Source organism: Parabacteroides sp. AF18-52 (assembly GCF_003479145.1).
In the GTDB taxonomy this organism is placed as follows: Bacteria; Bacteroidota; Bacteroidia; order Bacteroidales; family Tannerellaceae; genus Parabacteroides; species Parabacteroides faecis.
Genome location: NZ_QUGR01000027.1, coordinates 31,489 through 55,671, shown reverse-complemented (window position 1 = coordinate 55,671; position 24,183 = coordinate 31,489). Strand labels below are relative to the sequence as shown.

General features: G+C 46.3%; 18 protein-coding genes. 7 read left to right on the top strand and 11 right to left on the bottom strand.

The window, feature by feature from the left end:
• Positions 1–713 precede the first annotated feature (713 nt).
• On the top strand, positions 714–1,997 hold the full coding sequence (locus DWX23_RS23950; RefSeq protein WP_122376358.1) for an MATE family efflux transporter: 1,284 nt from the start codon (positions 714–716) through the stop codon (positions 1,995–1,997).
• Positions 1,998–2,071: 74 nt separating this feature from the next.
• Here DWX23_RS23950 and DWX23_RS23945 read toward each other — a convergent pair whose 3' ends face one another.
• The 9 genes from DWX23_RS23945 to DWX23_RS23905 all read right to left on the bottom strand — a co-directional run bounded on the left by DWX23_RS23945 (position 2,072) and on the right by DWX23_RS23905 (position 13,497).
• Positions 2,072–3,778 carry an acyl-CoA dehydrogenase family protein gene (locus tag DWX23_RS23945; RefSeq protein ID WP_122376357.1) on the bottom strand — a complete coding sequence of 569 codons (1,707 nt, stop codon included), beginning with the start codon at positions 3,776–3,778 and terminating at the stop codon, positions 2,072–2,074.
• 3 nt (positions 3,779–3,781) lie between these two features.
• Complete coding sequence (locus DWX23_RS23940; protein WP_122376356.1) at positions 3,782–4,801, bottom strand: electron transfer flavoprotein subunit alpha/FixB family protein; 1,020 nt, start codon at positions 4,799–4,801, stop codon at positions 3,782–3,784.
• A 4-nt stretch (positions 4,802–4,805) separates the two neighbouring features.
• Positions 4,806–5,714: an electron transfer flavoprotein subunit beta/FixA family protein gene (locus DWX23_RS23935; RefSeq protein WP_122376355.1), complete on the bottom strand. Its 909-nt coding sequence runs from the start codon at positions 5,712–5,714 to the stop codon at positions 4,806–4,808.
• Between the two features lie 167 nt (positions 5,715–5,881).
• On the bottom strand, positions 5,882–7,267 hold the full coding sequence (locus tag DWX23_RS23930) for an MFS transporter (protein WP_122376354.1): 1,386 nt from the start codon (positions 7,265–7,267) through the stop codon (positions 5,882–5,884).
• A 116-nt stretch (positions 7,268–7,383) separates the two neighbouring features.
• Positions 7,384–8,499 carry a hypothetical protein gene (locus DWX23_RS23925; protein ID WP_122376353.1) on the bottom strand — a complete coding sequence of 372 codons (1,116 nt, stop codon included), beginning with the start codon at positions 8,497–8,499 and terminating at the stop codon, positions 7,384–7,386.
• A gap of 16 nt (positions 8,500–8,515) precedes the next feature.
• Complete coding sequence (gene gcvP, locus DWX23_RS23920; protein ID WP_122376352.1) at positions 8,516–11,368, bottom strand: aminomethyl-transferring glycine dehydrogenase; 2,853 nt, start codon at positions 11,366–11,368, stop codon at positions 8,516–8,518.
• Between the two features lie 15 nt (positions 11,369–11,383).
• Entirely contained in the window at positions 11,384–12,022 is a 639-nt protein-coding gene (locus tag DWX23_RS23915; protein WP_122376351.1) for an MBL fold metallo-hydrolase, read from the bottom strand.
• Positions 12,019–12,639 carry a 16S rRNA (guanine(527)-N(7))-methyltransferase RsmG gene (gene rsmG, locus DWX23_RS23910; RefSeq protein ID WP_122376350.1) on the bottom strand — a complete coding sequence of 207 codons (621 nt, stop codon included), beginning with the start codon at positions 12,637–12,639 and terminating at the stop codon, positions 12,019–12,021. The genes DWX23_RS23915 and rsmG overlap by 4 nt, the downstream gene beginning before the upstream one ends.
• Positions 12,640–12,648: 9 nt before the next feature.
• Positions 12,649–13,497, bottom strand: coding sequence for a DUF3298 and DUF4163 domain-containing protein (locus DWX23_RS23905; protein ID WP_122376349.1), 849 nt, complete (start codon positions 13,495–13,497; stop codon positions 12,649–12,651).
• Positions 13,498–14,410: 913 nt separating this feature from the next.
• Here DWX23_RS23905 and DWX23_RS23900 point away from each other — a divergent pair.
• The 4 genes from DWX23_RS23900 to DWX23_RS23885 are packed head-to-tail and all read left to right on the top strand — an operon-like array spanning position 14,411 to position 18,148.
• Positions 14,411–15,637, top strand: a complete 1,227-nt coding sequence (locus DWX23_RS23900; protein WP_122352340.1) for a glycine betaine/L-proline ABC transporter ATP-binding protein — start codon at positions 14,411–14,413, stop codon at positions 15,635–15,637.
• On the top strand, positions 15,634–16,449 hold the full coding sequence (locus tag DWX23_RS23895; RefSeq protein WP_122352341.1) for a proline/glycine betaine ABC transporter permease: 816 nt from the start codon (positions 15,634–15,636) through the stop codon (positions 16,447–16,449). Before DWX23_RS23900 ends, DWX23_RS23895 begins: the two co-directional genes overlap by 4 nt.
• Before the next feature lie 36 nt (positions 16,450–16,485).
• Complete coding sequence (locus DWX23_RS23890; protein WP_122376348.1) at positions 16,486–17,424, top strand: glycine betaine ABC transporter substrate-binding protein; 939 nt, start codon at positions 16,486–16,488, stop codon at positions 17,422–17,424.
• Positions 17,372–18,148: a GDSL-type esterase/lipase family protein gene (locus DWX23_RS23885; protein ID WP_233587764.1), complete on the top strand. Its 777-nt coding sequence runs from the start codon at positions 17,372–17,374 to the stop codon at positions 18,146–18,148. The genes DWX23_RS23890 and DWX23_RS23885 overlap by 53 nt, the downstream gene beginning before the upstream one ends.
• Positions 18,149–18,306: 158 nt before the next feature.
• On the opposite strand, the gene DWX23_RS23880 is transcribed toward DWX23_RS23885, so the two are convergent.
• Complete coding sequence (locus tag DWX23_RS23880; protein ID WP_122376347.1) at positions 18,307–18,789, bottom strand: ferritin; 483 nt, start codon at positions 18,787–18,789, stop codon at positions 18,307–18,309.
• A 105-nt stretch (positions 18,790–18,894) separates the two neighbouring features.
• Between DWX23_RS23880 and DWX23_RS23875 the strand changes: the two genes are divergently transcribed.
• Together DWX23_RS23875 and DWX23_RS23865 are read left to right on the top strand one after the other, a co-directional pair.
• Positions 18,895–20,400: a DUF4153 domain-containing protein gene (locus DWX23_RS23875; protein ID WP_122376346.1), complete on the top strand. Its 1,506-nt coding sequence runs from the start codon at positions 18,895–18,897 to the stop codon at positions 20,398–20,400.
• 526 nt (positions 20,401–20,926) lie between these two features.
• On the top strand, positions 20,927–22,147 hold the full coding sequence (locus DWX23_RS23865; protein ID WP_122352346.1) for a sugar MFS transporter: 1,221 nt from the start codon (positions 20,927–20,929) through the stop codon (positions 22,145–22,147).
• Positions 22,148–22,365: 218 nt separating this feature from the next.
• Here DWX23_RS23865 and DWX23_RS23860 read toward each other — a convergent pair whose 3' ends face one another.
• On the bottom strand, positions 22,366–23,217 hold the full coding sequence (locus tag DWX23_RS23860) for an Rpn family recombination-promoting nuclease/putative transposase (RefSeq protein ID WP_122376344.1): 852 nt from the start codon (positions 23,215–23,217) through the stop codon (positions 22,366–22,368).
• Positions 23,218–24,183: the final 966 nt, after the last annotated feature.

Here is a 24,183-nt window from a genome sequence, read left to right as displayed (position 1 = left end):
TAATTATTTGTCGATAGTAGTTTCAATCCACGTACCCGTAAAGGATACGACATCGTTGTACCATTCCTCCCCTTCCTTCTAAGCTGTTTCAATCCACGTACCCGTAAAGGATACGACTTGAATTTATCTGCACCTTGCTGCAATTTAAGAAGGTTTCAATCCACGTACCCGTAAAGGATACGACGGTTCTTCTTTTAACAATCCTTCCAACCCTATTTTGTTTCAATCCACGTACCCGTAAAGGATACGACCGCCGCTCGGTTAATTTGATAATGCAAATATACGGTTTCAATCCACGTACCCGTAAAGGATACGACTCTTTACAAATGTTTTTCAATATCTTTAACTGGGTTTCAATCCACGTACCCGTAAAGGATACGACTAAAGGTTAAGCAACAAAACCAACTGATAACCAAGTTTCAATCCACGTACCCGTAAAGGATACGACTGCATGTTTATTAAAAGCTTTATTTATAACATTTTCGGCGAATGATTCTGCGAATAATGATATAAGACAATAAATAATGTCTGTATTATTATTAATAAAAATGTAAACATCTGTATTACAGGGAGTGCGAATGTCCTGTGTTTTTGATATCACTTATGGTTCGCGTTTTATCTGTTATTGGTACATTGTTGCATTATAATGTTATATATAAAGTAATACGTAACTTTGCTCACAAATTTAAGAATAAACTTTTGGATATAATAACATGAACAAAAAAATCCTGCAACTAGCAATACCTTCTATCGTTTCAAATATAACCGTTCCTCTATTGGGATTGATCGATGTCGCCATTGTGGGGCATTTGGGATCGGCTTCCTATATCGGAGCGATCGCAGTGGGAGGGATGCTGTTTAATATAATCTATTGGTTGTTTGGTTTCCTGCGGATGGGGACGAGTGGGATGACTTCGCAGGCTTTTGGTAAACGTGATCTGAACGAGGTGACCCGTGTTTTGTTGAGGGCGGTGGGAGTAGGACTTTTTATCGCTTTATGCCTGTTACTGCTTCAGTATCCGATTCGGAAAGTCGCTTTTCTTTTGATAGATGCTACTGCCGAGGTTCGCGAGTTGGCTACGGTTTATTTTAGTATCTGTGTATGGGGAGCACCCGCTGTACTGGGGTTGTATGGTTTTGCCGGGTGGTTTATCGGCATGCAGAATTCCCGTTTCCCGATGTTTATCGCGATTACACAAAATATAGTGAATATCGTGGCGAGTCTGGCTTTTGTCTATCTGTTGGATATGAAGATCGAAGGTGTGGCATTGGGTACGCTGATTGCCCAATATGCCGGACTATTTATGGCTTTACTGCTTTGGCTACGTTATTACGGAAGATTGAAAATTCCTTTTCGCTGGCGGGAGATCCTGGGCTGGACAGCTATGCATCGTTTCTTCCAGGTAAATAGCGATATCTTTTTCCGTACGTTGTGCCTGGTGGCTGTCACAACCTTTTTCACGTCGACAGGGGCGCGGCAGGGAGATGTCGTATTGGCTGTCAATACCTTATTAATGCAGTTATTCACCTTGTTTTCTTATATTATGGATGGCTTTGCCTATGCCGGCGAAGCGATGACAGGGCGTTATGTCGGTGCACAGAACCGGAATGGATTACAAAGGATGATCCGGCTATTATTCCGTTGGGGATGGGGTTTATCATTATCCTTTACAATTCTGTATATGATAGGCGGTCAAGGCTTTCTGGGCTTATTGACCAACGACACGACAGTCATAGAGGCTGCCGGAACTTATTATTACTGGGTGCTGGCTATCCCATTGGCCGGTTTTGCTGCTTTCCTTTGGGATGGCATCCTGATCGGGGCTACGGCTACCCGCCTGATGCTTTATTCGATGCTGGTGGCTTCAGGTACATTCTTCGTTGTCTATTATCTGTTTTACGGAATAATGGGAAACCATGCATTATGGATGGCATTCCTGATTTATTTATCGTTACGAGGATTTATGCAATGGATGTTATGGCATTACCATCGATAACACCTGCCTTTTTTGAAATAAAAAATCCGAATATCAAACGATACCCGGATTTTCTTTTTTATGAGATGGTTGTATTATGCTTGTCTGTAATACGCCAGATCTTCGCGGTTGAAGTTGTTGATGAAAGATTCGATCTTGTCAACTTCTGCCTGGCCGTAGTTGATATATACTTCGGCTGAACGGCGGTAACTGTCGTCTTTGTTGGCATCCTGCAGTAGCAGGTAACCGAAGACACAATGAGCGGCAGCTTCTACCATACGGCGTGCCTGGAAGTCGATGTATTCGTTGTCTTTGGTTTCTGTAACCGCGGCAACTACTTTTTCGTACTTGTCAGTCATTGCTTTCAGCTTGTTCTTCAGACCTTCCAGTTCCGGTTTGTATTCGATGGCTTCGTATTCACGGATCTGAGCCAGGTAAGTACCTGTGGTGACGTGGCGGATCGCTGCAACCACCTGCAACTGGGTAGTACCTTCGTAGATGTTTGTGATACGGGCATCACGGTAGATACGTTCGCAGGCATAGTCTTTCATAAAACCTGAACCACCGTGGATCTGGATCGCGTCATATGCATTCTGGTTGGCATATTCGGTGGTCATACCTTTACCCATGGGTGTATATGCGTCAGCCAGTTTGCTGTATTTCTTCATTTCCTGACGTTCTTCCGGAGTCAGCTTACGTTCTTTGGATATATCGTCCAACGCCTTATAAACGTCTACGAAACGAGCTGTTTCGTAAAGCATGGAACGGGAAGCGTCCGCTTTGGCACGCATCAGGGCTACCATTTCATATACAGCCGGGAATTCGATGATCGCTTTGCCGAACTGTTTACGTTCCGTTGCATAGGTATAACCTTCGCGGTAAGCCGCTTCGCTCAAACCTACGGCCTGTGCCATGATACCCAGACGGGCACCGTTCATCAATGCCATTACATATTTGATCAAACCTAGTTTGCGGTCACCGCAAAGTTCGGCTTTGGCATTCTTGAATACCAATTCGCAAGTAGGGGATCCTTTGATACCCATCTTGTTCTCGATACGGCGAACATTCACACCACCGTTGCGTTTGTCGTAGATGAACATGGACAAACCACGACCGTCGCGTGTGCCTTCTTCGGAACGTGCCAGTACCAGGTGAATATCGGCATCACCGTTGGTAATGAAACGTTTTACTCCGTTCAGATACCAACAATCGTCCTTTTCGCAGTAAGTAGCTTTCAGCATAACAGACTGCAGATCGGAACCTGCATCCGGCTCTGTCAGGTCCATCGACATCGTTTCTCCGGCACAAACGCGCGGGATATAACGCTGACGCTGGTCGTCGTTACCGAATTCGTATAATGTTTCCGCACAGTCCTGCAATCCCCAAAGGTTTTCAAAACCTGCATCGGCACGCGATACCATATCGGCTGCCATGATGTAAGGAACGATCGGGAAGTTCAGACCGTCGTAGCGGCGGGGCATTGCGATACCCATCAGGCCGGCTTTGCGTACGGCATCCAGGTTTTCCTGGGTACCTTTGGCATACGTCACACGTCCGTTGGCAACAGACGGGCCTTCATGGTCTACGCCCTCTGCATTGGGAGCGATGATCTCACCACAGATTTCACCTACAATTTCCAGTACCTTTTCGTAGCTGTCCATTGCATCTTCGAAATCCTGAGGAGCATAGTCATATTTATCCTTGTCGGCATAGCCGCGTTCTTTCAGCTCTACGATCCGCTGCATCAACGGGTGATGCAGGTGATGTTTCATGCTGGGATTATCTAAATAAAAGTTAGCCATATCTTATTTACTGTTCTGTTTGTAATACTTGATCATCTTCGGGATCACTTCTTCAACCGGACCGTTGATCACATAGTCAGCGATGGTGTTGATCGGAGCGTTCTCGTCGTTGTTGATAGAGATGATAATACCTGCGTCCTGCATACCGGCAATGTGCTGGATCTGTCCGGAAATACCGCAAGCGATATAGAGTTTCGGGCGAACGGTCAGACCGGTCTGTCCGATCTGGCGGTCGTGGTCACAGAAACCGGCGTCGACAGCAGCACGGCTGGCACCTACTTCTGCATGAAGTTCTTTAGCTAATTCGAACAGCAGGTTGAAGTTTTCTTTCGACCCTACGCCATAACCTCCGGCAACTACGATAGGAGCACCTTTCAGGTTGTGTTTCGCTTTTTCTACGTGACGGTCGATCACTTTTACTACATAATCAGCATCGGATACATATTTTGCTACGTCGTGTTTTACCACTTCGCCTTTATAATTGGCATCCAGGATCTCTTTCTTCATCACACCTTCGCGAACGGTAGCCATCTGAGGACGGTGTTCCGGGTTGATGATGGTTGCTACGATGTTACCACCGAAAGCTGGACGGATCTGATACAACAGGTTTTCATATGTGATACCTGCCCGTTTATCTTCGTGAGGACCGATCTCCAATGAAGTACAGTCTGCAGTCAGACCGCTGGTCAGTGCAGAAGATACACGAGGGCCCAGGTCGCGACCGATAACGGTAGCACCCATCAGGCAGATCTGAGGTTTTTCTTCCTTGAACAGGTTGATCAGGACAGAAGAGTGGGGTAGTGAAGTGTAGGGGAACAGGCCCGGAGCATCGAACACGTGTACTTTGTCGACGCCGTAAGGCAGTACCTGGCTTTCTATACCTTCGAGGCCGCTACCGGCAACAACTGCTTCCAGCTGGCAACCTAACTGATTCGCTAACTTACGACCTTTGGTCAGAAGTTCGAGACTTACATCGGCAATGGTTGTGCCTTCAATCTCACAATATACAAATACGTTATTCATAATCTTATCCGATGGTATGGTTAGCTAACAGTTCAACAATCATCTCTTCTATATCCTTATCCGCGCTGGTCAGCGTTTTACTTTCCTTTGCCTGGAACACGATATTCTGTATAGTCTTTACCTTTGTAGGTGAACCGGACAGACCGCACTGTGTCAGATCTCCGTTTACATCGTTCACGCTCCATTCCTGGATATTCAGATACGGACGTTTCTCGTAAAGGTCTGCATACGGCAGTTCGCTCGGAACGTCCGGATGGCAGGCTGTCGGGTGGACTGCTTTTTCCTGTGCACCCATGGCACGTTTGTATTTCTGTACCAGTCGGGCATTGCGCGGACGGCAGGGAGCTGCCGAGCCGTTTACTGTGATGACGATAGGCAGCGGACCTTCTACGGTTTCCACACCTCCGTCGATATGACGTTTAACGGTGATACGGCGTGCTGCTTCATCCACATTCAGGATTTCTTCAGCGTACGTGATCTGTGTCAATCCCAGCTTTTCTGCTACCTGGGGACCAACCTGTGCTGTATCTCCGTCGATAGCCTGACGGCCACCGATGATGATGTCATAATCATTAATTTTTTTGATAGCCGTAGCCAAAGCGTATGAAGTAGCCAGTGTATCGGCTCCGGCAAAGGCGCGGTCGGTTAACAAAAAGCCGCCGTCTGCTCCGCGGTATAAACCTTCACGGATAATTTCGGCGGCACGTCCCGGGCCCATAGTCAGTAATGTAACAGTTGATCCGGGGTAGGCATCTTTCAGGCGCAGAGCCTGTTCCAATGCGTTCAGGTCTTCCGGGTTAAAGATGGCGGGAAGTGCGGCACGGTTTACCGTTCCGTCTTCTTTCATCGCATCCTTTCCCACGTTGCGTGTGTCCGGAACCTGCTTCGCTAAAACAATAATTCTTAAACTCATATTAAATAGGAATATTAGATTTCTATTGTCTGAAAATTATTCGGTAATTAGTAAAAAAATTACCGATTGCAAAAGTAGTCAAACATTCTTTATATCAAACAACTTTAACCTGAAATGTGCACACTTTAGGGTTTTTTGAGCACTCTGACAGGTGCTTTTCCCCATGTTTAATTGGCTTTTGCTGCATCCAGTCGTTTTACCACCTGACCATAAATAATCAGGGCAAATGCCGATACTAAAGCGATTGCTCCAAAGTAGTACCAGATATAATGGGCGTTGGCACTGGCTGCTACCCATTCTTCATGCGTAGCGAACAGGGTTGGTTCCGGACAATATTTGCTTAGTAAGAAACCGGATAATCCGAATCCGAGAATGGACGACAGGAACGAGTGGAGATGACTGAAGCCTAGATATAACCCTTCTTCTCCTTTGGGGGCTTGTAATGAGAAATATTCGAGGAAACGGGGAGATATAAATGTCTCAGCCAATCCTTGGAAAACGATACCGACTACCATCATAAAGGCAACCGGATGCATACCCAGAATCGTTGTATTTCCATCGAGCATATTTCCCGAAGCCATACAAAGTGCGGATATCGGCATAATGAACATGCCGAATGTCATAGAGGTCAGTGCTGTCTTTTTACGCATTAACTGGGTGACCAGATTAACGGTCAGCACAACCACCAACGGGTTTACGTTGGCATACCAGGAGGGAGAAGCCCCTTCACCTGCCAGACGTAAAACATACTTAGGCATGGTTGCATACAACTGGTGCTGAACCATCCAGAATCCGGAGATGATGATGATTAGCGTGATCAGGCGTCCGTTTGTACATACTTTGATCAATGCTTTCCATATCTGTCCGAATGTCTTTCCTTCTCCCGAGTGCTGGCTGCTTTTATAGAAGAACCAGATCGCAAGTAAGGCGAGAAAAGTCATCGAAGCGGAGAAATAGTTGAGGGTGATCAATCCTTCGTTTCCTAATGCTTCGCGCAATGGTTTTACAATCGTTTTGCCGGAGAAAGCTCCGATATTTACCATTGCATAGAATATGGAGAAACCTTTGGCACGGGTTTCGGGAGTCGTTTCTTTGGCTACCGTTCCGGAGATCACACTCTTGATGAATGAGCCGCCGATAACGATCAGTATCATGATCGGGATAATCCCATAACGAAGATTACTTTCAAGCAATCCGGTAAATGTAGTCGTAGTCCCGTATTCGACCAGTCCGGCAGACTGAAGCCAGGTAGGATAAAGTCCTAAACCGGCATAACCGATAGTCAGTAAAGAAAAAGCCAGCAGCATGGAATTACGGAATCCGATCTTATCGGCCAATGCACCGGCAAAAGTTGGAAGAAAATAAAGAAATGCAGAGAATGTTCCGGCGATAGTTGCTGCCTGTATGTCGTTGAATCCGAGGATGCGGCTGAGATAAAGGGTTATTACGATAAATACGCCATAGTAGGCGGCACGCTCAAATAGTTCGACGGTATTGGCTACCCAAAACGCTTTACTGAATTTGATTTTCTCTTTCTTTGTCGTTGTGTTCATGTGATAGTTATTTGTTTTTAGAATATAGAATATAAAACGTAAAACGCAGGTATAGGCAGATGAGAAAATTAGAGCTGCGTATACCTGCGTGTATTTACATTTCGTGTAAGTCTTTTTTATTTCTTTACGGTGTAAGTTTGATGAATAGCCTTGTCGAAAGCCTTCCAGTGTTCGTCAGTCATGTTTCCCGGCGTGAACAGAGCTACACCGGCTGCACCGGCTTCCATCGATCCGCGAACGGCTTCTTCGATCTCCGACGGGATCAATCCGTGTCCTTCCGGGTCTTTGATGTTGGCTTTGTTTTGCCAGTCACGACAGATGAACAGACCGCTGTAAACAGGTTTTTCTCCCTTGACAGAGTTTACTTCTTCTTTGGTCACTTCGCCTACCCAGGCAGCATCTTCCAGATAGAAATCGTTGTAGTTCATCGGGAAGAATGCATCGATATTCCATTTGTTCCATTCCTGGCGAACCATCCATTTGGCATGAGAGTCAGGACCGGGGAATACGGCAGCACTAACCTTCTTACCTTTTGCGTGAACAGTATCGGCAATGCGGTCGACCAGTTTCGTGATCAGGTCGCAGCGGAATTGTGCCCATTCTTTGCATTTGGAAGGATCTTCAACCGATTTGATGTCAATGCCGGTAGCAGCTTTGAAGTCGGCTACACATTTATCGCAATAGCAATAGTCGGCAGTCGGATATTCTTCATCCATCACTAAGCCGTATTTTTCCCAAAGACCTTTTGCCAGGATCACGTCTACATAGCGGATGTAGTCCAGGTGGACATAATCCACTTCCGGGATATCAGCCACTTTGCCATACAGGTCAGTCAGGAATTCTGCCGTACCTTCATGGTTCGGGCAAAGACATTTGTAATAAGGAACATATGCCTGTACTTCGTAAGCAGGTTCACCTTTACGGTTTACGGCATAAAGGGTTGAATCCATATCCCCTTGCAGCATGGCAGGGATCCAGGCATGATACTCCATGCCGTTTGCATGAGCGACTTTCGCTGCACGCTGAATTTTCTGTAAGTCGTGTCCGGCATTATAGCACATACCGTCCAGGCCATGAGATTTCCATTTACTAAAATCGGCTTGTAAGGTTTCTTCGGTCGTGTTACCACCTTCGCCTTGCCAGCCGTACACTTTGATTTTTGATTCCGGTGCTTTTGTGCAAGCCGTTGCCAGAAGGGCAACGGCTGCTAAAGCGATAAATACTTTTTTCATTCAGATTTGTTTGTTATTAAATTTCACAAGCACAGAGAGTCGGGATCAGGTTACGGTCACCGTATGCATTGTCTACGCGTGCCACATTGATCCAGAATTTACTGTCATGCAACCATTCCAGCGGGAAAGCTGCTTTACTACGAGGGTATTCATGCTTCCATTCATCGGCTGTTACTTCGTATTCAGGATGCGGAGCATTTTTGAGCACATTATCTTCTTTGGATGCCTTACCTTCTTCTATTTCTTTGATCTCTTTCCAGATGCAGTCCATTACTTCGGCAAAGCGGTCGAGTTCGGCTTTGCTTTCGCTTTCGGTCGGTTCGACCATCAGGGTACCGTGTACCGGGAATGAGAGCGTAGGAGCATGGTAGCCGAAGTCCATCAGACGTTTGGCGATATCGCCTTCGTCGATACCGGATGCTTCTTTTACTCCGCGGCATTCGAGGATCAACTCATGGCCGACACGTCCTGTGGCACCTGTATAAACGATACCGTAAGTATCTTTGAATTTAGAAGCCAGATAGTTCGCATTCAAGATGGCTGTTTTTGTAACGGTTTCCAATCCTTCTGTGCCCAGCATGCGGATATAAGCGTATGTGATCGGCAGGATACCGGCACTTCCGTAGGGAGCGGCAGAAACCGTATTCAGATCGCTGCCCCAGACCACCGGATGAGAAGGCAGGAACGGAACCAGATGTTCGGCTACGCAGATCGGACCGACACCCGGGCCGCCACCACCGTGAGGCGATGCAAATGTCTTGTGCAGGTTGAGGTGACAAACGTCTGCGCCGATGGTTCCCGGATTTGTCAATCCTACCTGGGCGTTCATGTTGGCACCGTCCATATATAACTGACCGCCGCAAGCGTGAACGATGTCGCACATTTCTTTAATGTCGGCTTCAAAAATACCGTGTGTAGACGGATAAGTGATCATGCTGGCAGCCAGATTCTCCTTGTTAGCTTCCGCTTTGGCACGGAAGTCTTCCATGTCGATATTGCCGTTCTCGTCGCATTTAACGGTAACAGTCGTATAACCGCACTGGATGGCACTCGCTGGGTTTGTACCGTGAGCCGAAGCAGGCAGCAATACGATATTGCGATGTCCCTGTCCGATGCTTTCCAGGTAAGCGCGGATAACACGGAGACCTGTATATTCGCCGGCAGCACCTGAGTTCGGTTGTAAGGTAACACCTTTGAATCCGGTGATCTCAGCCAGGTAGCAGCATAGGTTCTCGATCAGCTCTTTGTAACCTTCTACCTGTTCTTCCGGGGCATATGGGTGAATATTCATAAACTCTGCACGGCTTAACGGAAGCATTTCAGAAGCAGCATTCAGCTTCATCGTACATGATCCCAGAGAGATCATTGACTGAGCCAGCGACACGTCTTTGCGTCCCAGGCGGGTGATGTAACGCATCAACTCGGTTTCCGTACGATATTTCTTGAATACATCTTCTTGTAGGAAGTCCGAAGTACGGGCGAATTTCGGATCAAAATAAGTCTTTTCCGGGATCGCTTCTTCCAGCATATAATCTTTTCCGGCAGCACCGGCGAAGATATACAACAATACGCCTATATCGGTAGGCTGTGTTGTTTCGTCGATACTGATGCCTACCTGACCGCCTTCGAAGTAGCGAAGGTTCACCTTGCATTCCAATGCGATCTCGCGGAGCGCGTTGATGGATACGTTGGCAGGTAATTCGATCTTCAAGGTATCGAAATAATCTTTATTCAGCTGTTTGTAGCCTAACTTTTCCAATTCGGCAGCCAGGAATCCGGCAGAAGCATGGATACGTCCGGCGATGTTGCGCAAACCATCTGCTCCATGATATACAGCGTAGAATCCGGCCATTGTTGCCAGTAAAGCCTGTGCGGTACAGATGTTGGAGGTCGCCTTTTCGCGTTTGATATGCTGTTCGCGTGTCTGTAAAGCCAGACGGTAAGCCGGGTGTCCGTAAGCATCTTTCGAGATACCGATGATACGTCCCGGGATAGCACGCTTGTATTCATCTTTCGTAGCGAAGAATGCAGCAGAAGGACCGCCGTAGAACATCGGTACACCGAAACGCTGGCTGCTACCGAATACGACATCGGCACCCCATTCTCCCGGAGGAGTCAGCAATACCAGGCTCATCAGGTCGGCAGCCACGGCAACACGGGTTTCGTTCGCATTGGCTTTCGCAATGAATTCTTTATAATCTTCAACCGAACCGTCTGCATTCGGGAACTGTACAATCGCACCGAATACTTCAGGAGTGAATGTAAATGTCTTGTAATTGCCGACCACAACATTGATTCCCTGCGGAACCATACGTGTTCGGATCACGGCCAATGTAGATTCAAAAACATTTTCATCTACAAATAAAGTGTTAGCTCCTGCCTTTGCCTGTGCGCGGCTGCGAGTTCCGTAAAACATCGTGGCAGCCTCTGCAGCTGCGGTAGCTTCGTCCAACAGAGAACAGTTGGTCAGGGGCAGAGCTGTCAGTTCACTGATGACAGTCTGGAAGTTCAGCAACGCTTCGAGGCGTCCCTGAGAAACTTCCGCCTGATACGGGGTATATGAAGTGTACCATACCGGATTTTCAAAAACATTGCGCTGGATAGGAGCAGGACAAACTGTGTCATACCATCCCATTCCGATGTAAGATGTGAAGACTTCGTTTTTGGAGGCAAGTTCTGCGATATGTTCTGCAAACTCCCTTTCAGTCATTGGCTCCGGAAGGTTCAGAGGTTCTTTCAGACGAATATTGGCCGGGATTGTCTGGTCAATCAGTTCGTCAACCGATTTAACACCGATAGCTTCAAGCATAGCCGGAATATCTTCCTTTGCAATGCCGACGTGGCGGTTTACAAATTTATTTGTGTCCATAGTATTTAATGTGTTTTATAAATAAGGATTGTTTAATTTTTCATCGATAACTCTCGTTTCCGGGCCATGTCCGGGGTAAATGACCGTTTCGTCCGGCAGTGACAACAACTTGTCGTTGATGGCAGCGATCAATACTTCCTGATTGCCGCCCCACAAGTCCGTACGCCCGATGCTTCCGGCAAATAAGGCATCTCCCACGATGGCGAAACCGTTCTTCTTATTATAGAAGGCAACGCTTCCGGGAGAATGACCGGGAACAGTCAGTACCAGCAGCTCTGAATGGCCGAACTTGACCACTTCATTGCCGACCAACAGTTTCTGGACCGGAATATGCTGATAATGTCCCGGCAATCCGAAAGCCTGCGCCTGCTTGTCGGGAGGTGGAAGCTGTTCCACATCGAGCCTGTGTGCCTGCGGCGACAGCCCATATGTTTTGAATACGAACGGATTACCAAAGATATGATCCAGATGTAAGTGAGTACATAACAGGTGCTTTACCGTCAGTTTGTTCTCTGCAATGAAATCACTTAATTCTTTTTCTTCCGACGGACGAAGGCATCCGCAATCGATAATAACCGCCTCTTTGGTATCATCATACAACACGAATGTGTTTTCCTGGAAGTAATTGAACTCAAACGCTTTTATTGTGATCATAATGGTACGTAAACTACTTTTTTAGTACTAAAAAATTCTTCTTTGAAATGGTCGCCTAACTCGACAACAATCGCTTGTTTCCGAAAAGCCTGTATTTCGTGTTCCAACTCACCACCTTTCAGACATATTAAACCATTCGGCAGTGCGTTCTGTTGTTCCTTCCGTATGTTTTTACGGGAAATTTTAACCAGATCGCCCAGCGGCATAACAGCCCGGCTGACAACAAAATCGAACAGTTGCTTTTCTTCTTCGGCGCGGCAATGGCGGAAAGTGACATTTTTCAAACCGATCGCTTCGGCAACGGCTTGCCCGACCTTGATCTTTTTTCCGATACTGTCTACCAGATGGAATTGTACTTCAGGAAAGAAGATAGCCAGCGGAATACCCGGAAATCCGCCTCCCGTACCGATATCCATTACGGTAGAACCGTTTTTGAATTTCATCATTTTGGTTAGCCCCAGCGAATGGAGCACATGATGCGGATAAAGATTCTCGATATCTTTGCGCGATATGACGTTAATCTTTGCATTCCAGTCTGTATATAAGTCGTACAGAGCTTCGTATTGTGCAAGTTGCGTTTCGTATAGCTCCGGAAAATAAGTTTTTATCAGTTCCATAAATTGTATTTAAAATGCCAGATGTGCGATCGGACTCTCTTTCTTGAGCAGGTACTGTATCTCTTCATAAGGGAGATGTACACTCGTTGCGCCGACCACATAGGCTGCTATCTCATATTCATTAAATGTATAGGTAATCCCATTCTCGTCGATCAGGAAGTTGTTGTTCGGGAAAATCTCGTCGATGCTGAAGAAACCGATGTTTTCCAGATCCTTGGCATTCTCCACACTGTTCTGTTTGGCGATCCGGTCTACAAGGATCTGCGCCAGGTCGTCCTGGAAATCTTCGATGAAAATATCGGATTCCGTAACCGGAGTACCGGTTTTCATGTTGATGACATGGTTGGCGGTCGCATGCGAGCCATGCGCCCCTCCGGTATAGTTTTCTACGTAGATTGAGTAACTGAGGATATCGTTCTGGTTATAGGCGATATCGTTGGTAGACATTTCGTAATAAGAGAACCAGGCTCCGACTGGCGTTTCGTCGGCTTTTGCCACTTCTTCTTTGTATTCGCCCTCCAGGTCCTTATAATTATTCAGATAATCCTCCGTGTACTTGGCTACCGCTTCTTCAGGAGATAGCTTTTCGTAACTGTCCCCGAAGTATGCAGACACAAATTGCTGCTGTATCTTTTTCAGGATCTCTTTGTCGTCGTATTTGGCCGGATAGGTAAAGTTTATCTGAAGGTTACAATTCGGATTCTCCGGGTTTTCCAGAAGATGATAGGTCTTGTCCACACTGATCGAATCAAATGTAATATCATTATCCGCCGTTTTTTTTGTCCCGGTGTTACAACCGCTGACAATTATACTTATGAGAAAAAGAGCTACAAGCTTTTGGCATAATTGCGTCTTCATTGTGATACAGATTTAATTGAATACTTTAAAATGCAAATGTACATGTTTATCTCCGAATTACCGAATAGATAAACGAAATTAGTTCGCGCTAAATCAGTTTTCAGCATCCTGAAAAACAGAAACGAGGGAGGCATAAAAAATTTCAATGTACCGCCAGACAAATCCCTTTGGGGATAACTAAATGAGGAGTAGGCATGAAGCCTGGTGCAGGATGGAAGATATGTATATATTTTTTAGCGAAAAATTGATTATTTGAATCTTCTGTGTATCTTTGTTCCGCACATGAAATGCAAGGTGTTGCAACATGGGCGATTTGTTAGTTAGACATAAGCGTTTTTAAATATTATTTGACATTGAAATCTCGACAATTTCATCCCAACAAATAATAGTACTGTAAATGCAAATGTTCTTTTCTATTTATACACACCGAGAGAATTGTAGAAATTGATTCGTGTATATGGATAAGAGCGTGGTACTGTTATATATATTGTTGGGGGGCCTGTCGAGAGCCTCAATGTCTATATATCAACAGTTTCCACGCTTCTTTTGTTTAGCAGGCAACCGATAGGTTTCCTGAATATGATTGGTTATCACCTTTCGTCAGGTACGAATTTATTCACGTAATTTCATTCAAAAATAAGATAATTCTTTATTTCCTGAAACTAAGCCTATCGGATGCTTCCATCAGCATTAACTTCCTGATATAAATGAACAAATTCAAGGCTTACTTGTTATATAAACGAAAGAGTAAAATTTTCGTCTACCATTAAGGTATAAAAATTAGCAGATAAATTTACGATTAAAAAGTCATTCCGGATTCACTGCGTGCGTCCGGAAGAGGAACTTTGCTTATCCGGCCAATATGAACCGGAGCACGACCCCTTGTATCATAAACCTAAATAATAATCGAGATATGGCAAAAATAGAAATAAAAAACTTATCCATCCTTTTCGGTCCCGAGAAGAGTCGGGCGAAAAAGATGATCCTGAAAGGAAAAAGCAAACAGGAAATACTAAAAGAAACAGGCTGTACCGTTGCCGTGCGTAACGCGAACCTGGAAATAGAAGAAGGCGAGATGTTCGTCATTATGGGCCTCTCCGGCAGCGGTAAATCGACTTTATTACGCTGTATCAACCGGCTGAACGAGCCGACAATGGGAGAGATCCGGGTGAACGGGATAGATATAACCCGTTCGTCGGACAAGGAACTGTTGCAGATCCGGCGAAAAGAGCTGGCGATGGTTTTCCAACACTTCGGGCTGCTACCTCACCGCACCGTTCTGAATAACGTATCCTTCGGCCTCGAACTGCAAGGCGTCCCTAAACAGGAGCGCGAAAAGAAAGCCCTGGAGAGTATCCTTCAGGTCGGTCTGAAAGGGTATGAAAACCAGCGGGTCGATGAATTATCAGGCGGAATGCAGCAGCGTGTCGGACTGGCACGTGCCCTAGCAAACAATCCCGAGGTCCTTTTGATGGATGAAGCCTTCTCTGCACTCGACCCGCTGATCCGCGAACAGATGCAGGACGAGTTGCTGCTCCTGCAGGAGAAGATGAAAAGGACGATCGTCTTTATCACCCACGACCTGGACGAGGCGATCAAGCTAGGCGACCGTATCGCCATTATGAAAGACGGCGTCATCGTGCAGGTGGGAACGCCGGAAGAGATACTGACCGACCCCGCCAATGATTACGTCACCCGTTTTACGGAAAGCGTGGACCGCGGCCGAATCGTAACAGCCTCGTCGATCATGCTCAGGCAACCCATCGTTGTCAGAGTCAAAAGAGACGGTCCGGAAACCATTCTCCGGAAGATGCGTGAAAGACGCCTCTACGCACTGCCCGTCATCGGCAATGACGACCAATTCATCGGAGAGATACACTATAAAGATGTACTGAACCTGCGGAAAGAAGGCGGGAAGGATATCGGTCCCATTATCAAAAAGGAAGTCCCGTCCGTCCTCGAAAACACCATTGTGGAAGATATGCTCCCTCTGCTGTCCAAAGTACGGCAGGCATTGCCGGTAGTCGATGAGAACAACCGCTTACTGGGCGTTATCCCCCCATCCGCCATTATCATTGAAATGACAGGAAAGGATGAAAAAGAAATAGAAGAAATAATTCAAAACGCAATAGATTTATGATCAATATCGGAAAATATATAGAAATCGCCATCAACTGGATGACGGAACACTGGGCGCATTTTTTTGATGTCGTCAACAATATAATCGGAGGCTTTATCGACGCCTTCCAGAACGGCCTGCTATGGATACCCTTTTATATAATGATCGCGGCCCTGACCGTATTGGCTTGGTATAAAGCCGGAAAAGGAACAGCCGCTCTGACACTGCTGGGTTTGTTCCTTATCTATGGAATGGGCTTCTGGGAACAGACTATGCAGACCGTCGCATTGGTCCTGTCCTCTACCGTGATTGCCCTGATCCTCGGCGTACCGCTGGGAATATGGACGGCGCGTAACCGGGTTGCTGCCAAGATAATCCGCCCCGTCATGGACCTGATGCAGACCATGCCCGCCTTCGTTTACCTGATCCCCGCAGTCTTGTTCTTCGGACTGGGTCCCGTCCCGGGCGCATTCGCGACCGTTATTTTTGCCATGCCGCCCGTCGTTCGTCTGACGGACCTCGGTATCCGGCAGGTTCCGGAAGATATCGTCGAGGCGACCCGTTCTTTTGGCGCCACCTCCGGACAGCTGCTATTCAAAGTACAGCTTCCTCTGGCATTGCCGACGATCATGACCGGCGTGAACCAGACAATCATGATGGCGCTCTCGATGGTAGTCATCGCCGCAATGATCTCGGCAGGCGGTTTGGGCGAGATAGTCCTCAAAGGAATCACACAGATGAAGATCGGCCTCGGTTTTGAAGGCGGTATTGCCGTTGTGATCCTTGCAATCATCCTCGACCGTATCACCCAGGGATTTGTCCGCAAGAAATAAGCGGAACTCAGTTATTCACTCCATAAAAGAATTTACATGAAAAGATTATTTATACTTATCAACCTGATCCTGCTGCTGGCTGTCCTGATGTTTCTGGTCAGCTGCAACCGTGCCAAAGACCCGAAAGAGATTTCGATCGGCTATGTGAACTGGTCGGAAGGCATCGCCATGAGTTATTTGGCCAAGGCGATGCTGGAGGAGCAGGGTTACAAAGTAACATTGAAAAATGCCGACATCGCCCCGATCTTCACCTCGGTAGCTTCCGGGAAAGTCGACCTCTTTCTGGATGCCTGGCTTCCGGATACTCACGTCGACTACATGAAGAAATACGGCGACCGCCTGGAAACGATCGGCATCCCTTTTGAGAACGCCCGTTTAGGTCTGGCCGTCCCGTCCTACGTGACGATCAATACGATCGAAGAACTGAATGCCAATAAGGAACGCTTCAAAGGCGAAATTATCGGTATCGATATCGGTGCCAGCCTGATGAACCTGACGGAAGACGCCGTAAACGATTACGGCCTGCAACTCAAATTAATGCCTTCCAGCGGCCCGACCATGACCGCCTTCCTCCAGAAGTCCGTGGAGCATAACGACTGGATCGTCGTCACAGGCTGGACCCCCCACTGGATGTTCGCCCGTTATGACCTCAAGTTCCTCGACGACGACAAAGGTGTTTATGGCGATACCGAGCATATTGCAGCCGTTGCCACCAAAGGCTTCTCCGAGACGCACCCATTTGTGGCGGCCTTCTTCAAAAACTTCAGATTCACCAACGAGCAGTTGAGTGAACTGATGAACATCATGGAAGACTATCCCTTACGCGAATTGGAAGGCGCAAAAGTTTGGTTGAAAAAGCACCCCGAAATAGTGGATTTATTTTTACCTTCGCAGGCAAATAATCTAACTCAACTGAACGGATATGAAACAGATCGCGAAAATAGCCTGCCTGCTGCTGGGACTGGCAATCAGTAACCCTTTTATGAAGGCGGAAAATAAAAAGAGTATGAACATCGTATTTATAGGAAACAGCATTACTGCCGGTGCATTGATCGCAGACCCTGCGCACGATGCCCCTCCGGTGAAAGCTGCCTTATACCTGACCAAACAACCCTCCGTCACCTCGGTCAAATACTCCAACCAGGGAGTAAGCGGCTGCACGACCACGGATTATCTTCCGGCTACGGAAACCCTGTTCCCGAAAGCGAGAGCCGCCGCCGACAAGTTTGCCGATGAAACCTGGGCGACCCTGATCTTCTCCATTATGCTGGGAACGAACGACAGCGCCATCACCGGTCCGAACGGTGCACCCGCTTCGCCGGAGAAATATGAGGAAAACATGAAAGCCATCATCAACCAGTTGCTCGCCTTGTACCCGAATTGCAAGATCGTCCTGAATCGTCCGGTATGGTACAGTCCGAACACGTACAACGGAGCGATGTATCTGAAGGAGGGGCTGAACCGTTTGCAGAGTTACTACCCGGTACTGCAATCACTCGTGGAAGAATATGCCAAACGTTTCCCCGGACAAGTGTTCATGGGCGACACGGAGGCATTCGATTATTTCAAGGAAAACTACCTGACAGACCTTTTCCCTGAAGACGGGAATGCCGGAACCTTCTATCTCCATCCCAACGAGAAAGGTGCAGCAGTGTTGGGCGAGTTCTGGGGAAAAGCTATCCTGAAGGCTGTCGAATAAACCGGATACTTATTGATAACAAAATAAAAACCCTCCCGGCTGAAATCATCTTTCACGTCCGGAAGGGTTTCTTATTTTTCCCGAATGCAGCTTAATGGCAGAAAAGCCGCATCCGGTCATTCAATGTAAAAGTCTGTTGTAAGTAATAGGACATTCTTTTATCTTTTGGCGAGATGGTGATCCATGATGGCCACATGATGTTCGCCGTATAATTTCAGTTTTTCGACAAGATTCTTGGCAGTCGCTTCTTCTTCCACCTGTTCGCGGACGAATCCCCAAAGGAAATCCTGCGTAGCCTTGTCGTTTTCAGCATGGGCGATGTCGACCAATTTGTCGATCAGTTCCGACACATGCACTTCATGCTGGTAGACATGCTCGAACACCTCCAGCGGCGTACCGAAAGCCGTCGGCACCACATTGATCTGCTCCAACTTCACCTGTCCGCCACGCTGAACGGAATAGTCGATCATTTTATATGCATGTTCCAGTTCTTCCTGCGATTGCTTCTTCATCCAGTGCGCACAGCCGTCGAGGCCGATCTGTGTAAAGTGGATATACATTGATAAATAGAGATTGGAAGACCACATCTCTGCCAATATCTGCTCGTTGAGAGCATCGGATAATTTTCTACTTAGTGTCATAGCTGTATTTTATGTTATGTTTATTAATAAAACAAACAGCTATCTGATTTGTTCCAAAAATAAGAAGTTCTTATCTTCGTTTCACGCTAATAAATAGAAGCTCATATGAAAAAGAAAATAAAAGCCCTCGTGAACCGCCTGCGTTCGGCAGTCAGGCAACATCCGGTAGAGGTCGCGATGTCCGTCGTTTTCAGTCTGGCAGGATGCGTCCACTACGAGAGCGGGTATGAATATAGTTTCCTCGTAGGCCCGCTAATCTATTTTCCGATGCTGTTCCTGGCGACCTATACGCTGAACGGGCTGATGCGGCAGGAGGGTACGAAGGGAGCTGTCGGGTTGCGGGTACTGTATTATCTTTCCGCATTCTTCTTCATACCGTTCCTCTGGATGGACGACAAGGCTATCTGGACACCTACCTATCTCGTTTCGCTGGTCGTGGTGCAACTCGTCTACCTGATAAGCGGATGGAAACGCGACAATGACGATTTTGTCCGTGTTGCCCTGCGCTATCTCAAAGCAGTGTTGTCGGCGGGGCTGCTTGCCGGGATCGCCTATCTGCTGGCGATATCCGTCAATGCATCCGTACGGTATATCTTTGAGATATGGGAAGACAGCTACAGATGGTTCTACACAGAGGCTGCCTATCTGATATTTATATGCGGGATGTCTTTGCTGTTCCTGATGTTCAACCAGGAGAAAGAGGAGAGGGACGAAGGAAGCAACCGGCTGTTTGAAGTCTTACTGAACTACGTGCTTTCGCCGGTGCTGCTGATCTATGCGGTGATATTGTACCTTTATTTTATAAAAGTAGCCGTACTATGGTCGCTGCCGAAAGGGGCGGTGGCTTATATCGTGGTCAGCTTTATATCCGCCACGTTCGTCTTGAAAGGGTGCCAGGTGTTCCTTTCCAAAAGGTATTACGACTGGTTTTATAAACAGGCGAGCTGGGTAGTATTGCCTGCGCTGGCGATGTATTGGATCGGGACTTATTACCGCATCAACCAGTACGGGTTCACGGAACCGCGTGTTTATCTGGTAGCCGTGGGAGGAATATTGACGGGACTGGTCGTGCTGTTCCTGACGAAGCGGTGGGGAAGGTATTTGTATGCGGCCTGCCTGGCGGTCGTCCTGCTGTCGGTGGTTACTTATATTCCGGGTATCACGGCGAAAGATATCGAAAGGATCTCTCAGGAAGGAAGGGAGAATGAGCCGGGGAACGAAAGAGGATACGACCGGAATTCGTATATGCAGATAGATAACAAATATCCGCTCGATTTGTCCGGCTACCGGACGTTGGTGCCTGTGACGGGATATAAGAATGACGATTGTATGTATGCGGTCAATAACAATGATACGTTGCAGCTATTCGGTAAAAACGACGAAGTTTTATATACCAAAGATATTCCATCCTTCTGGGAGGGGCAATTGAAGAATGCGGGAGTGAATCCGTCGGATACGATCCCCGAATCCGCCTATCCCGACCTGCTCGTGCTGGATATGGATTCGGCAAAGCTGGTCTTCCAGAGTATCCATCTGTATCGCCCTTCTGCCGATTCAGCCTATACCGTTTCTTATATGATACCGGCGTTCTATCTGGAGAAGAAAAAATAAATATAATTCGTGCAAATATATGTGGCAAATGTTTGATAATAATAAGAATGAGTCTACAAGACGATCTGCCAATGCATCAATTTAAAAAGATTTAAGCCTATTCGAACATAAGCCATCAGTCATAAATAAGACATGCTTAGTTGCAGGTTTATTTGCCGTCTGCTTCAGCTGACGGATTACAAGTTTTTTCTCTTTTTGGCTTTAGCCACATTTCTCTTAGCATAGAGAGTACGTTTAAAATGGGACTAAAGTTCAAAGAAGTAGATCATTTACCAAACCGTCAGCTGAAGCAGACGGCAAATGAACCTGTAATGGCGAAGTCTCTTTGATAAGGGAATAGCTCAAACTGACAATCTTTGAAACATTCAAATCTGATAATTTCCGCACCGGTTAATTTTAATTCGATAGCACTGCAACCGGATATTACAATCATCCTTCTTCCCAATCCCTTCATTTGTTAAATGAAAAACTTACCTTTGCAACCATTAAAATAAAAAGGTGAAAAAAACAATATCAAAATAATCCAATGGAAAAGAAAACTAAACAAAGCCTGTTCGCCGCTCCGAACGGCAAGTCGTATCTTGTCCCCTTCATCCTTATTACGAGCCTCTTCCTTTTATGGGGATTCGCTCACGGACTGCTGGACGTCCTCAACAAACATTTCCAGGGTGCTTTCACCATGACGAAAGCCGAGAGCGGCCTGGTGCAATTCTCCACCTATATCGCCTATTTCCTCATGGCACTGCCTGCAGGCATGTTCATGAAGCGCTACGGCTACAAAAAAGGAATCATCCTCGGCCTGCTACTTTTTGCAGCGGGCGCATTTGCTTTTATACCTGCCGCTTTCCTGCATTCGGCAACCCCTTTTCTGGTGGCATTGTTCGTCATCGCTTGCGGGTTATGCATTCTCGAGACGGCGGCAAATCCTTATTCGACCATCCTCGGCCCTGCGGAGTCGGGTGCACAGCGGTTGAACCTCTCGCAGTCGTTCAACGGGTTGGGATGGATATTAGGCCCGCTGGTAGGTGGCGCCCTGATATTCGGCGGTGCACAGGATGACCCGTTCACGTTGACCAAGCCTTATATTCTGGTCGGCGGAGTCGTGTTGCTGGTGGCTGTCCTGTTCTTTTTCACCCGTCTGCCGGAGGTGAAGGTAGAGGATCAGGAAGAAACAACCGCGTCTGCTGCCCTTCCTGCCACTTCCATGTGGCGGCACGGTCAGTTTGTGCGGGCAGTGCTGGCGCAGTTCTGTTATTGCGCGGCGCAGACGGGAATTTTCAGCTTCTTCATAAATTACGTGACCGAGGCTGATCCGCAAATGACAAACATCGAGGCTTCGCGGATACTGGCGTTCGGTGGGATGGCTTTGTTTATGATCGGCCGTCTTTCCGGCAGTTTCACAATGAAATGGATGTCGCCCGGAAAACTGTTGACATGGTTTGCACTGGCAGATGCGGTTTGTATGGCGTTGGTGATCGTTTCGGCCGGAGCGGTATCGTTGTATGCGTTGTATATTTCTTTCTTCTTCATGTCGATCATGTTCCCGACAATCTTTGCACTGGGACTGGAAGGGATGGGAGGTTATACCAAAAAGGCCTCTTCCTATATTGTGATGGGCGTTGCCGGAGGTGCTTTCAGTCCGATGCTGATGGGATATATCGGCGAGAACAATATGGCAATCGGGTTTGTCGTGCCGCTGGTAGCATTCCTATACATATTATATTTTGCAATTAAATGCAGGAAATAAAAATAAACAGACGGTTTCGTCCGTAGGGGCAGGTTTTAAACCTGCCCTTTTTTGTTTTATATATTGCTGCAAGGGTAGAGTTGAACCTGTTCCTACCGGTTGTAATGACTCAACTCCAGAGAGGATCTGGCAATTATAGAAGGAATATAAGACAAAATCAGCCAGGTTGTAAGAACATAACAACCTGGCTGATAAATTATTTATAGTCAATAGCGAAACTACAATTCGTCAATCTCTTTTACCGACAAACCGGTACAGAGGGCAATCGTTTCGATATCTACTCCCTGTTTCTTAAAATTCGCAGCAATAAGACGCTGTTCTTCCGCTTTACCTTCCTTCACGCCTTTTTTCAACCCTTTCTCTTCAGCCTCTTCCACTGCATACTCCAACGTATTGCGCCAATCGCGATAAATTTTCAGGTTTTCATCGTAGACGGCACGTTCGTGCGCTGTCATCGCTTCCAGATTCGCCACATCGAGCAGGCGTTTGAAGGCATCGTTTTTCTCCTTGAACGGAGACATATCAAATAAATTCATATTCTTCAATATATAAACCATATTCTCAAGAGGCGTCTTACATTCCTCTTCACTCAAATTGAACAGGTCGAACGACAGATAAATCTGCTTCAGTTTGACCTCGCCGAAAGTTTTTCCTGTCGCCTCGTTGGCCAACACCACGTCGGTACGCCAACTCTGAAGCTCTGGCAAACAGAAATTTAACAGATAGATGCCATATACCGGAAGCAAGCTGTACTTCCAGTTATCGCCGGTTTCTCCCTGACGGGAAACCATCCGACAAATGTAATAAAATCCGCGATTAAAGAAATAACGTTGCGGGCAATTCTGCATTTCGAGGATAAATTTACTTCCATCCACGTCTTCACACAGGAGATCGAAGATCACCGTTCGTTGTTCTATTACCTCAGGTTGGATTTCTTTATCGAGATAGGTCAGATCCTTGACCCGGTGCTCGCCTTCGAGGGTGGCATTGATAAAGTCGATTGCTACTTGCTTTTCACCGAAAACGGTTTTAAAAGCCCGGTCTAACATAATGTTAACGTACTTTTCCATATGTCAATGGTTTTAATGGTCTGCTGCCTACTAGCAGGCAACGGGACAAAGATAGTTGTTTTTCATTTACTTCAAAGGCAGAAGACGTTTTTTTTCATGGCTTCTGTGAGAAAAAGAACTTCAAACATAAGCGTTGCTAAACGGATATAGAAATAATTGAACTATCCGAGCAAGCGATCAGTCATACATAAAACATGCTTAGTTACAGGTTCATTTGCCGCTGGTTTTAACCAACGGATTAGTAAATGCTCTCTCTCTTTGGACTTTAGTCCCATTTAAGCAGTCTCTCTATTGAAGAGAAATCTGGCTGAAGCCAAAAAAGAGAGAAAACTTGTAAACCGTCAGTTAAAACTGACGGCAAATAGACCTGTAATAGCTAAGTCACTTTGATAAGGGGGATAGCTCGAAATTGATAATAATTGAAATAAATGAATTCTACCAGCAGGTTAATACATTATTATATCTTTTGCAGCTGATCTGCTCTATATCATTCAAAAGACTTTGTCTAATTGCTTTTTTTGTACTTTGCTTGTTAACTTTATGTATCTGAATTGTTTATGATGGGATTTTGATATTAACAATAGTCTGTATAGAGATAAAAAACTATTTCTACAAAGAAGGGGAAAGATATGTTAACAAAGGGTGTATTAATGGTATCTTGAAGTATGAAAAACAAGAGAATGAAACGTTAATTCCTATGACGAAAATAATCGGTCGTTTTTTCTAGTCATGGTTTTCATCAAATCCATTTTTTTAACTAACACGAAAAATCAACAAGTAAAAATCTGAATTTCAATGATATTTTTTTCAAAAAAGCCTTTGTTTATTAAAGATATTGACTAGCTTTGTAGTGACTAGAAAAAACGACCGTTTTAGCTAGTCATTCTTTTAACAGAATAATATTGATATATTAACAATCTGCTCTTTAGGAGTAACCTACATGGTCGATTTAAGAAAAACACAACA